This is a genomic window from Streptomyces rhizoryzae, from assembly GCF_023155275.1.
In the GTDB taxonomy this organism is placed as follows: domain Bacteria; phylum Actinomycetota; class Actinomycetes; order Streptomycetales; family Streptomycetaceae; genus Streptomyces; species Streptomyces rhizoryzae.
Genome location: NZ_JALMUV010000019.1, coordinates 64,491 through 75,669, shown reverse-complemented (window position 1 = coordinate 75,669; position 11,179 = coordinate 64,491). Strand labels below are relative to the sequence as shown.

At 76.1% G+C, this 11,179-nt stretch carries 13 protein-coding genes; 4 read left to right on the top strand and 9 right to left on the bottom strand.

The window, feature by feature from the left end; genetic code table 11:
* Positions 1–6: 6 nt before the first annotated feature.
* Positions 7–507: a hypothetical protein gene (locus MUU72_RS17390; RefSeq protein ID WP_248014192.1), complete on the bottom strand. Its 501-nt coding sequence runs from the start codon at positions 505–507 to the stop codon at positions 7–9.
* A gap of 75 nt (positions 508–582) precedes the next feature.
* Positions 583–1,197, bottom strand: coding sequence for a CGNR zinc finger domain-containing protein (locus tag MUU72_RS17385; protein ID WP_248014191.1), 615 nt, complete (start codon positions 1,195–1,197; stop codon positions 583–585).
* Between the two features lie 51 nt (positions 1,198–1,248).
* Here MUU72_RS17385 and MUU72_RS17380 point away from each other — a divergent pair, with 51 nt between their 5' ends.
* The 3 genes from MUU72_RS17380 to MUU72_RS17370 are packed head-to-tail and all read left to right on the top strand — an operon-like array spanning position 1,249 to position 3,400.
* Positions 1,249–1,905 (top strand): pyridoxine/pyridoxamine 5'-phosphate oxidase, encoded by a 657-nt coding sequence (locus tag MUU72_RS17380; protein WP_248014190.1) that lies wholly within the window; start codon positions 1,249–1,251, stop codon positions 1,903–1,905.
* Positions 1,902–2,666, top strand: a complete 765-nt coding sequence (locus tag MUU72_RS17375; RefSeq protein ID WP_248014189.1) for a maleylpyruvate isomerase family mycothiol-dependent enzyme — start codon at positions 1,902–1,904, stop codon at positions 2,664–2,666. Before MUU72_RS17380 ends, MUU72_RS17375 begins: the two co-directional genes overlap by 4 nt.
* Before the next feature lie 23 nt (positions 2,667–2,689).
* On the top strand, positions 2,690–3,400 hold the full coding sequence (locus MUU72_RS17370) for a leucine-rich repeat domain-containing protein (protein ID WP_248014230.1): 711 nt from the start codon (positions 2,690–2,692) through the stop codon (positions 3,398–3,400).
* Positions 3,401–3,486: 86 nt separating this feature from the next.
* Here the strand turns inward: MUU72_RS17370 and MUU72_RS17365 are convergent, their stop codons facing one another.
* The 5 genes from MUU72_RS17365 to MUU72_RS17345 form a co-directional block, all read right to left on the bottom strand.
* A complete protein-coding gene (locus MUU72_RS17365) occupies positions 3,487–3,729 on the bottom strand; it encodes a DUF397 domain-containing protein (RefSeq protein WP_248014188.1) in 243 nt (80 codons plus the stop codon).
* A 99-nt stretch (positions 3,730–3,828) separates the two neighbouring features.
* On the bottom strand, positions 3,829–5,010 hold the full coding sequence (locus MUU72_RS17360) for a thiolase family protein (RefSeq protein WP_248014187.1): 1,182 nt from the start codon (positions 5,008–5,010) through the stop codon (positions 3,829–3,831).
* Positions 5,007–6,053, bottom strand: a complete 1,047-nt coding sequence (locus tag MUU72_RS17355) for a thiolase family protein (protein ID WP_248014186.1) — start codon at positions 6,051–6,053, stop codon at positions 5,007–5,009. Before MUU72_RS17355 ends, MUU72_RS17360 begins: the two co-directional genes overlap by 4 nt.
* On the bottom strand, positions 6,053–7,000 hold the full coding sequence (locus tag MUU72_RS17350; RefSeq protein ID WP_248014185.1) for a Zn-ribbon domain-containing OB-fold protein: 948 nt from the start codon (positions 6,998–7,000) through the stop codon (positions 6,053–6,055). Before MUU72_RS17350 ends, MUU72_RS17355 begins: the two co-directional genes overlap by 1 nt.
* 24 nt (positions 7,001–7,024) lie before the next feature.
* Positions 7,025–7,870, bottom strand: coding sequence for a crotonase/enoyl-CoA hydratase family protein (locus tag MUU72_RS17345; protein ID WP_248014184.1), 846 nt, complete (start codon positions 7,868–7,870; stop codon positions 7,025–7,027).
* 162 nt (positions 7,871–8,032) lie between these two features.
* On the opposite strand from MUU72_RS17345, the gene MUU72_RS17340 reads away from it, so the two are divergent.
* The gene (locus tag MUU72_RS17340) at positions 8,033–9,673 is read left to right on the top strand and encodes an acyl-CoA synthetase (RefSeq protein WP_248014183.1); all 1,641 of its coding nucleotides are present in this window, start codon (positions 8,033–8,035) and stop codon (positions 9,671–9,673) included.
* A 48-nt stretch (positions 9,674–9,721) separates the two neighbouring features.
* On the opposite strand, the gene MUU72_RS17335 is transcribed toward MUU72_RS17340, so the two are convergent.
* Complete coding sequence (locus tag MUU72_RS17335; RefSeq protein ID WP_248014182.1) at positions 9,722–10,393, bottom strand: chorismate mutase; 672 nt, start codon at positions 10,391–10,393, stop codon at positions 9,722–9,724.
* Positions 10,394–10,472: 79 nt separating this feature from the next.
* Complete coding sequence (locus tag MUU72_RS17330) at positions 10,473–11,168, bottom strand: alpha/beta fold hydrolase (RefSeq protein ID WP_248014181.1); 696 nt, start codon at positions 11,166–11,168, stop codon at positions 10,473–10,475.
* Positions 11,169–11,179: the final 11 nt, after the last annotated feature.

Below are 11,179 nucleotides of genomic sequence, written 5' to 3'. Positions count from 1 at the left end.
GCCCGCTCAGCCCTGCTGGAACAGCTCCGCGGGCAGCGGCTTGAGCAGCGCGTAGAGGTCGTCGGTGATCGGGCGGTCCCAGCTGGCGATGGTCACCAGGACGCCGTCGCTGCGGTCGAACTGGACGCAGGAGATCCGGCCCTCGGAGCACTTGACGCGCTTGACGATCAGGAGGTTGTCCTGGTGCATCACGGGGGTGTCCTCGGTCTCGACGACCGTCACCGGCTCGTCGTTGCCGAGCGCGGCGAGCAGCTGGGCGACCTCGAAGGGCACCTGGTCCTCCTCGACCTCGCGGGCCGGGGACCCCTCCGGCAGATTGCCGATGATCATCGCCGGGCCGCGGCCGCCGAACAGGTCGTAGCGGAGGAAGACGCCCTGGCAGCTCCCGTCCGGCGCGGGCAGCAGCCCGGCCCCGAGATTGCCGGGCCAGTCCCCCGGGTCCATGGCCAGTACGTCGAAGTCTGGACCGGCGGGCGTGGCAGCGCTGCGGCGGCGGAGGAAGGACATGCCGCCATCGTACGTGGCCCGGCCCGGCGGACGGCGCGGACGTCCGCGCGGGGCAGCGGTGTACGGGTGGCCTGGTCAGCCGGTTTGCCCGCCGGGGGCGGCGCGGTGGCGCCGGTGGTGGCGGGCGACCCGGGCGCGGTTGCCGCAGGAGGGGCTGCACCACTCCTGGCGGGCGTGGTCCTTGACGAAGTAGCGCACGCAGCGGGGGGCCGGGCAGGCCCGCAGCCGGGTGCGGTCCGGGCCCGCGAGGAAGGTGAGGGCGGCGCGGGCCAGGGCGGCGGTGAGCCGGTCGGCGGCGGGCGGTGAGCCGGCCGGGAGGTCGCGCAGGACGGGGTCGGCGCCGGCTTCCCAGAGCAGGCGGGGGGCGGTCGGCACGCGGGCCGCGGCGGCGTTGAGCCGGCCGAGCGCGGTGTCCTCCGGGAGCAGCCGGTGGGCGTCGGCGGGGCTGGGCGGGCCCGGGCGGACCGCGCGGGCGAAGAGCGCGCGGACCGCGGCGCGCAGCTCCCGTACGGCGGTCAGCAGCGCCTCGTCGGCCGGGGGCGGGCCGTCGGCGGCGCAGTCCAGGGCGGCGGCCCGGTCGTGGAGCCAGGCCGCCAGTCCCGCGGTGTCGGCGAGGTCGTCGGCGACCCCGCCGTGTCCGTCGTGGCGGAGGGTGACGGCGAGATCCAGGGCGAGCTGTGTTGCGTCCATGACGCTAATGGTACGGTCACGATCAACCATTAGGAATGTGAGGGGGAGCCCATGGCCGATCTCCGTCAACTGCTCCGCGATCTCCCGGTGTTCGGAGGAGATCCGCTGCCGGTGTTCGATCCGGAAAGGACGCCCGCGGAGCCGGTGGAGCTGTTCACCGCATGGCTGCTGGGCGCCCTCCGCGCGCAGGTCCCCGAACCGCACGCGATGACGGTCGCCACCGCCGGCGCGGACGGCAATCCGTCCGCCCGCACGCTGATCCTCAAGGACGTGGACGCGGCGGGCTGGCGGTTCGCCGCGCACCTGGGCAGCGGCAAGGGCCGGGAGCTGGCCGTCCGCCCGTACGCCGCGCTGACCTTCTACTGGCAGCCGCTGGCCCGGCAGGTGCGGGTGCGCGGCCCGGTGGTGCCGGAGAGCGCCGAGCGGTCGGCCGCCGACTTCCTGGCCCGCGGCACCGGGGCGCGGGCCGAGGCACTGCTCGGCCGGCAGAGCAGCCCGCTGGCCTCGCTTCAGGAGCGGGACGCCGCGGTGGCCGGGGCCGCGGACCGCCTGGCCCGCGACCCCGGGCTCGTACCGCCGGAGTGGACGCTCTACACCGTGCGGGCCGAGTCGGTGGAGTTCTGGCAGGGCGCCAGGGACCGCAACCACACCCGGCTGGTGTACCGGCGCGCGGGTGCGGCGTGGACGAAGGAGCTGCTGTGGCCGTGACCGATGCGGCACCGGCCGGGCCGCCGGACGCCGCCGCGGTGCGGGCGGCGGTGGCGGCCGGGCAGGAGCGGCTGCGCGCCCTGCTCCCCGGTCTGACCGACCCCGCGGTGCGGGAGCCCAGCGCGCTGCCGGGCTGGTCGCGCGCCCACGTCCTCTCGCACATCGAGGGCATCGGCCTGGCGATGGCCCGCCAGGCGCGCGCCGCGCTGCACGGCGAGCTGGTCGAGCCGTACGACGGCGGTTTCCCGGCCCGTACCGCGGCCATCGAGGAGGGCGCCCGGCGCGGTGCGGCGGAGCTGCGGGCGGCGGTCGGCGCGGCGCTGGACGAGGCGTCGGCGGCCTGGGCGGCGGTCGGGCCCGGCGACTGGTCCCGGCCGGTGCGCTACCGGGACGGCGACCTGCGGGGCGCGCTGCTGTGCTGGTGGCGGGAGCTGGCGGTGCACACCGCGGACGCCCGGCTCGGCCCCGGCCCGGCGCAGTGGCCGCGCGAGCTGTGCCACCACCTGCTGGAATATCTGGCGCCCCGGGCGCCGGAGGGCGTGCGACTGGTCCTGGTGCCGGTGGACCAGGGGACGGCGCACGCGGAGGGGACGGCCCGGCCGGTGCGGGAGTACGGTCCGGCCGGCGCCCCGGTGGTGACCGTCCGCGGCCCGCTGACCGCGCTCACCGCGTGGCTGGCCGGCCGGGAGCCGGACGCGCCGCCGGCCGCTGACCGCGCGGGGGCCGCCGGGCCGCTGCCCGAGCTGCGGCCGTGGCCGTGACCGGGCGGCCCGCGGACCGGTGGATCAACCACTGGCGGGCCGGTCTCGCGGCGGTCCCCGAGGAGGTCTGGCGGCGGACGGACTGCGAGGTGCTGATCCTGGCGGACAACCGGCTGACCGAGGTGTCCGGCGCGCTCGGCGGGCTGCGCCGGCTGCACACCCTGGATCTGGGCCACAACGCGCTCACCGCGCTCCCGGCGGAGATCGGCGCGCTGGCCGGCGGACTGACCCGCTACCTCTACGTCCACGACAACCGCCTGGCCGCGCTGCCGGACGCGCTGTGCCGGCTGGACCGGCTGGCGTACCTCAACGCCGGGGACAATCCGCTCGGGCGGCTGCCGGAGGGGCTGGGCGCGATGGCCGGGCTGGTCGAACTCCGGGTGCAGCGGGCGGAGTTGAGCGCACTGCCGGCGTCGGTGGGGCGGCTGCGGCGACTGCGGGAGCTGTGGCTGGGCGGCAACGCCCTGACCGCGCTGCCGGACGGCGTCGCACAGCTGGCCCAGCTGCGGGTGCTGGAGCTGCGGGACAACGCGCTGCCCGGCGTCCCCGGGGTGCTGCGGGGGCTGCCGCGGCTGCGGTGGCTGGATCTGCGCGGCAACGGGATCACCGAACTGCCCGCGTGGCTCGGCGCGTTGCCGGCGCTGGAGAAGCTGGACCTGCGCTGGAACGCGGTGGCGGACACGGCGGCACCGGTCCGGGCGCTGCGGGAGCGGGGCTGCGTGGTGCTCACCTGACGTCCGGTGCCCGGCGGGCGCCGCGCAAGGCCCGCCGGGCACCGGTCCGTTCACCTCGGGGCCGCCGCGCCGCAGGTCAGGTCAGGTCAGGTCAGGTCGAACTCGCCCGCCCGGGCGCCGAGGACGAAGCCGCGCCACTCCGCCGGGGTGAAGATCAGCGCCGGTATCTCCGGGCTGCGGCCGTTGCGCATCGCCACGTAACCCTCGACGAAGGCGATCTGGACATCTCCGCCCACGCCGCGGGTGCTGGTCCGCCACTCGGCGTCGGTCAGGTCGAGCTGGGGCCTGGGCCCGCCCGCGAGCCGCTGGTCGGTGATGCTGTCGGCCACGTAACCGCTCCTCCCGGTCGTCGTCCGGGCCAGCGTAACGACTGGGTCCGGGGACGGACAGAGGACGTCCGGCGGGCGCCGGGCGGGCGGCCGCGGCGGTCAGCGGGGCGGGGGCTCGGCGCCCACCAGCCACATGGCGAAGAACTGGGCGCCGCCGCCGTAGGCGTGCCCCAGCGCCCGCCGCGCGCCGTCGACCTGGTGCGCGCCCGCCCGGCCGCGGACCTGGAGCGCGGCCTCGGCGAAGCGGAGCATGCCGGAGGCGCCGATGGGGTTGGTGGAGAGCACCCCGCCGGAGGGGTTGACCGGCAGCTCACCGCCGAGTTCGGTGGCGCCGGACTCGGTGAGCTTCCAGCCCTCGCCCTCGGGTGCGAAGCCGAGGTTCTCCAGCCACATCGGCTCGTACCAGGAGAACGGGACGTACATCTCGACGGCGTCGATCTCGCGGCGCGGGTCGGTGATGCCGGCCTGCCGGTAGACGTCCGCGGCGCAGTCCTTCCCGGCGCGTGGGGAGACGAAGTCCTTGCCGGCGAAGAGGGTGGGCTCGCTGCGCATCGCCCCGCCGTGCACCCAGGCCGGCGGGTGCGGGGCGCGGGCCGCGCCGGTCCGGTCGGTCAGGACCATGGCGCAGGCGCCGTCGGAGGAGGGGCAGGTCTCGGAGTAGCGGATCGGGTCCCAGAGCATCGGCGAGGACTGGACCTTCTCCAGGGTGAGGTCGTGTTCGTGGAGGTGGGCGTAGGGGTTCTTCAGGGCGTTGCGGCGGTCCTTGTAGGCGACCAGGGAGCCGATGGCGGCGGGGGCGCCGGAGCGCCGCAGGTAGGCGCGGACGTGCGGGGCGAAGAAGCCGCCGGCGCCGGCCAGCAGCGGCTGCTGGAACGGGATCGGCAGGGACAGGCCCCACATCGCGTTGGACTCGGACTGCTTCTCGAAGGCGAGGGTGAGGACGGTGCGGTGCACCCGGGCGGCGACGAGGTTGGCGGCGACCAGGGCGGTGGAGCCGCCGACCGAGCCGGCGGTGTGCACCCGCAGCATCGGTTTGCCGACCGCGCCGAGCGCGTCGGCGAGGTACAGCTCCGGCATCATCACCCCCTCGAAGAAGTCCGGCGCCTTGCCGATCACCACGGCGTCGATCTCGCTCCAGGTCAACCCGGCGTCTTCCAGGGCCCGTTGGGCGGCCTCGCGGACGAGTCCGGCGATCGAGACGTCGCGCCGGGCGGCGACGTGCTTGGTCTGGCCGATGCCGACGACGGCCACCGGCTCCTTCGCGGACGCGGTACCGCTCATCGCTCCCCCTCCAGGACGGCGACCAGGTTCTGCTGGAGGCAGGGCCCCGAGGTGGCGTGCGCCAGGGCGCGGTCGGACGCGCCGCGGTGGATGGCGGCGGCCGCCTCGCCCAGCCGGATCAGCCCGGCGGCCATCACGGGGTTGGCGGCCAGCGCGCCGCCGGACGGGTTGATCCGGACGGTGCCGCCGGGGGCGTCGAGCCGCAGGGCACGGCGCAGGACGACCTCCTGGGAGCTGAACGGGGCGTGCAGTTCGGCGGTGTCGACCGGGGCGTCGAAGGCTCCGGCGCGTTCGGCGGCGAGCCGGGTCGAGGGCGAGTCGGTGAGGTCACGGGCGCCCGGGCTGTGGGCCTCGATGCGGTGGTCCAGGCCGCGGATCCAGGCCGGGCGCTCGGTGAGCCGGCGGGCGGTGTCGCCGGCGGCGAGCACCACCGCGGCGGCGCCGTCGACCACCGGCGGGCAGTCGCCGGTGCGCAGCGGTCCGACGACCTGCCGGCCCGGCCCGGTGTCCGCTCCGCCGCGGCTGCGCGCGCCGATCGCGGCCAGTTCGCGGGCGTCGGTGAGCCCGGCGTCGCACAGCGCCTGGGCCTGGAGCGCGGCCAGGGCCACCGAGTCGGGCCACAGCGGGGCGAGGTAGTACGGGTCGAGCTGGCGGGTGAGCACCTCGCGCAGGTCGCCCGGTGAGGACTTGCCGTACGCGTAGACCAGCGCGGTGTCGGCCTCGCCGGTCAGGAGCGCGACCCACGCCTCGTACAGCGCCCAGGCGCCGTCCATCTCCACGTGGGATTCGGAGATCGGCGGCCAGGCGCCGACGCCGTCCAGCGCCATGGTGAAGGAGAAGGCGCGGCCGGCGAGGTAGTCGCAGGAGCCGGAGCAGGTGAAGCCGATGTCCCGGGCCTTCAGGCCGGTTCGGGCCAGCACGTCGTGCAGGACCGGCATCACCATCTCGACCTCGGAGGTGTCGGTGCTGTCGGCGACGTGCCCGCTCTGCGCGAAGGCGACGATGGCGACCTCGCGCACCGGGCCGCGCACTGGCTCGGACATCAGATCAGCTCCTTGTAGCTGTCGTAGTCGGCGTCGGGCTCGCCGGTGGGGCGGTAGTGGTCGGGGTAGCGGGCGCCGTCGGTCCAGACGGGTTCGACGCGCAGGCCCATCCGCACCCGGTCGTAGGGGATGCCGCCGATCCGGGCGTGCAGGGCGAGGTCGGCGCCGTCCAGGGCGATGTGGGCGTAGACGTAGGGCACGTCGATGTCGAGGTTGCGGGCCTTGATGTTGACGATGCAGAAGGTGGTGACGGTGCCGCGGGGGCCGACCTCGACCTGTTCGCCGGTGGCCACCCCGCAGGTGGGGCAGGCGCCGCGGGGCGGGACGTAGACCTTGCGGCAGGCCGGGCAGCGTTCGCCCAGCGTCCTGCGCTCGGCGAGGCCCCGGAGGAAGCGGGACTGGGTGCGGCCGGGCGCGTAGGTGTAGTCGAGCCGGGCGGGGGCGGTGATGCCGGTGACCGGGTCGGCGAACCGGCCGGGGTGGGCGGCGGGCGGGCCGCCGGCCGGTTCGCCGTCCGCGGGTTCGAAGCAGGCGATGTCGGTGATCGCCCCGGTGCGGGCGGCGGCCCAGCGGATCCGGACCCGCAGGCCGGTGCGCACCGCGTCCGGGCCGGGGGCGTCCAGGGCGTGCAGCAGGGCGGTGTCGGCGCCGTCGAGGCGGACCAGGACCCAGGCGAACGGGGTGGCCAGCGGCTGGCCGCGGCGCGGGGCGGGGTTCCAGGCCCAGGTGGTGACGGTGCCCACCGGGGCGACCTCGACCAGGTCGCTCAGCTCGTCGGCGGTCACCGGGTCGTACTCGGCCGGCGGGACCACGATCCGGCCGTCGCGGGCCCGGACGCCGAGGACGGTGCGTTCGCGCAGGCCGGTGAGGAAGGCGCGCTGGACCGGCCCGAGGGAGCGGGTGAAGGGGAATTCGACGACGAGCGGCGCGGTGAGGACCTCTGACATGCGGGGCTCCTGGGTCGGGTGGGGTCAGGCGCGCCGGAAGACCGGGGGGCGCTTCTCGGCGAAGGCGCGGGCGCCCTCCTTGGCGTCGGCGGTGTCGAAGACCGGCCAGCCGCGGGCGAGTTCGGCGGCGAGTCCGTCGGCCTCGGTGAGTTCGGCGGTCTCGTAGACGGACGCCTTGACCGCCTCGACGGCGAGCGGGCCGCAGGCGTTGATCCGCTCGGCGGTCTCCAGGGCCGCCTCCAGCGCGGTGCCGTCGGGGACGACGCGGCCGATCAGGCCGATCCGGGCGGCCTCCGGCGCCGGGTAGGGGCGACCGGTGAGCAGCATCTCCAGGGCGTGCGTGCGGGGGATCTGGCGGGGCAGCCGGACGGTGGAGCCGCCGATCGGGAACAGGCCGCGGCGCACCTCGTAGAGGCCGAAGGTGGCGCTCTCGCCGGCGACCCGGATGTCGGTGCCCTGGAGGATCTCGGTGCCGCCCGCGACGCAGTGGCCCTCGACGGCGGCGATCACCGGTTTGCGCGGGCGGTGGTGGCGCAGCATCGCCTTCCAGTGCAGGTCGGGGTCGGCGCGCAGCCGGTCCCGGTACCGCTCGCCGGCCATTCCGCCGCCGGCCAGCGCCTTGAGGTCCATACCGGCGCAGAAGGCGCCGCCGGCGCCGGTCAGCACGATGGAGCGGATGCCGTCGTCGGCGTCGGCGGCCAGCCAGCCGTCGTACAGGCCGACCAGCATCGGCAGGGAGAGCGCGTTCCTGGCCTCCGGCCGGTTGAGGGTGAGCACCAGCGTCGCGCCGGTGCGTTCCACGGTGAGGTGTTCGGTGCCGGCGTCCTCCGGCCGTACCGGGGCGCTCGCGGCATGTTCGGTCCCGCCCATGCGGTCCTCCCGTCTGGCGACGAGAACAGGTTGCAGGAGCGGGCCGGCGAGTTCAAGGCTTTTTCTGACGCTGCGTCAGTTTCCTTGGTGCGGGCCCTTCCCTGCGCCTGCCGGTGGCGCTCTAATGACCGCCGAGCCGACGCCGCCCGGTCTGGAGGAGCCATGGAGTACAACCTCGCCGACCTCTTCGAGTCGATCGCCGACACCGTCCCGGACCGGGAGGCGCTGGTGCACGCCGACCGCCCGGGCGGCGGCGCCGAGCGGCGGCTGACCTACGCGGAACTGGACCGCGCCGCCAACCGCCTGGCCCACCACCTCGAGGACCAGGGCATCGGCCCCGGCGACCACGTCGGACTGCACCTCTACAACGGTGTCGCCTACCTCCAGGCCGTCTACGCCTGCCTGAAGATCCGGGCCGTCCCGGTCAACGTCAACTACCGGTACGTGGAAGAGGAACTGGTCTACCTCTACCGGGACGCGGACCTGGTGGCGCTGGTCTTCGACGCGGAGTTCACCGAGCGGGTCGCCGGGGCGCTGCCGCGGACCCCGAAGCTGCGGCACCTGGTCCGGGTCGGCACCCCGCCCGCCGGGGCGCCCGAGCCGCGGATCGCCCCCGTACCGCTGGCGGCGGCCGAGGCGGCCGGTTCGCCCGCCCGCGGATTCGGGCCGCGCTCCGCCGACGACCGGATCGTCCTCTACACCGGCGGGACCACGGGAATGCCCAAGGGCGTGGTGTGGCGCCACGAGGACCTCTTCTTCTCCGGGATGGGCGGCGGCGCGCCGACCGGCGCGCCGGTCACCTCCCCCGGGGAGCTGGCCGAACGGGTCGCGGCCGGGGGCGAGGGCCTGGTCTTCTTCCCCACGCCCCCGCTGATGCACGGCACCTCCCTGCTCACCGCGTTCATCGCCCTGCACTTCGGCCAGAAGGTGGTACTGCACCGCAAGTTCGCCCCGGAGGAGGTGCTGCACACCGTCGAGCGGGAGCGGGTCACCTGCATCTCCCTGGTGGGCGACGCCATGCTGCGGCCGCTGGTGGACGCGCTCGCCGGACCGCTCAAGGGCACCGACTGCTCCTCGCTGCTGAGCGTCAGCAGCTCCGGGGCGATCCTCTCGGACACGGTCCGCGCGCAGTTCGCCGCGCTGGTGCCGCACGCGCTGCTGCTGAACAACTTCGGCTCCTCGGAGTCCGGCTTCAACGGCACCGCCACCGACGACTCCGGCCCGGAGAAGGGCTTCCGGCTGCACGTCAACTCCCGTACGGCGGTGGTGGATCCGGCCGCCGGCCACCGCCCGGTCGCGGCCGGCGAGGTGGGCCGCCTCGCGCTGCGCGGCCACGTGCCGCTGGGCTACCACAACGACCCGGCGAAGACCGCCGAGACGTTCTTCGAGGCGGACGGCGACCGGTGGGTGCTGCTCGGCGACATGGCCACCGTCGACGCGCAGGGCGTGGTCACCGTGCTGGGGCGGGGCTCGCAGTGCATCAACTCCGGCGGCGAGAAGATCTACCCGGAGGAGGTCGAGCAGGCCCTGAAGGCGCATCCGGACGTCTACGACGCGCTGGTGGCCGGCGTCCCCGACGACCGCTGGGGCAGCCGGGTCGCCGCCGTGGTCCAACTGCGCGCGGAATCCGGCCCGTTGGACCTGGCCGCCCTCCAGTCCCACTGCCGCACCCGGCTGGCCGGCTACAAGATCCCGCGCAGCGTCGTCTTCACCGACCGCATCCGGCGCTCCCCCAGCGGCAAGGCGGACTACCGCTGGGCGAAGGCGGTCGCGGCGGGGGCCGAGGGGGCGGCGGCGGGGTGAACGGGGGCGGCGGACCGCCCGCGGGGAGGACCGGGCGCGCCCGGCCGGCTACCCGCCGCAGACCGACCGCAGCGACCGGGCCAGCCCCGCCGTGTGCAGCACGTCCCAGCGCCGCCGGTGGCTCACCCGGAGCGCGTCGGCCGCCACCCGCGGTGCGCAGCCGGGGGCGGTCCGGGCCCGCGGGGCGGCGGCCAGCGCCCGGACCAGCGCGCCGTTGATGCGGTTGATCTCCGCGCGGACCCGGGCCAGGTCCGGGCGGGTGGCGGGGGCCTGCGCGGGGTCGGCGGCCCAGCGGCGGTGCAGTCCGCGCTGGACGAGCTTGCTCGCCTCGATCTGGTCCCGGAAGACCCGTACCGTCACCGCGGGGTCGGCGCCCAGCGCCCGGGCCTGCGCCGCCACGTCCGTGAGCACCTGCTGTTCGCGGGCCGGGTCGTCGATCGGGCTGCCGGTGCCCCACTTCGCGGCGGCCACCGGATCGGCGGTGGCCAGCCGCTCGGCGGCCAGCGCGACCAGCGTCCGCAGCTGCCCGGACGCGCTTGCGGTCGCACGTGCGGCCGGGCTTGCGGGCGCCGTCGCGGAGGCCGCAACGGCCGGGCCGGCGGCGCCCGTTCGCGCGGCGGTGGCGTGCGGCGCCGCGGCGGCGCTCCCGGCCCCGGTGGCCAGCACGGCCGCGGCCGCCCCGGCGATCAGCGCGCGGCGCGGGAAGGAGGTCGTCCGCACATCGGCCCTTTCGTCGCTGCGTCGGCCCCTCGCGGGGGCCCCTGCCGGTGGCAGCTTACGGGCCACCGGCCCGCGGCGGTCACGTCCCCGCCAGGAAGGACGTCACCGCCGCCAGGTAGTCGCCGGGCCGGTCCTCGTGGACGAGGTGGCCGGCGTCCTCGATGGTCACCAGCCGGGCGGTGGGGATGGCCTCGGCCAGCTCGGCGAGGTGGTGCGGGGGGATGGGGCTGGTGGCACCGCCGGAGATGACCAGGGTGGGGGCGGTGATCCCGGCGAGGGCCGCGTGCCAGTGCGGCGCGGGGGCGTTGCGTTCGGCGACCACGGCGGTCTTGGCCTGCCAGTCGAAGGACGCCGGTCCTGGCGGCGGCGCTGGGACCTCCTGCGGCGGTTCGGCGGGCACCGGCGGGGCGGGCTCCTCCGCGACCAGGTACGCGACCAGGTCCGGCCGGTGGGCGGCCAGCAGCAGGGCGGCGGTCGCCCCCACCGAGTGGCCGATGAGCGTGACCGGGCCGAGGCCGAGCGCCTGCACGAAGCCGATCGCGTCGTCCCGCCAGCGCTCGAAGCCGTACTCCCCCGGCCAGTCGCTGCGGCCGTGTCCGCGCTGGTCCGGGGCGTAGACCCGGTGGGTGGTGGCGAGCCGGCCGACCACCCCGCGCCAGTCCTCACCGTCCTCCCCGAGGCTGTGCAGCAGTACCGCCGGGGGCGCGTCCGCCTCCCCCCAGACCCGGTATGCCAGCTGGACGTCACCGACCTGCACCTTCTGTACGTCACCCATGCGCCCGACGC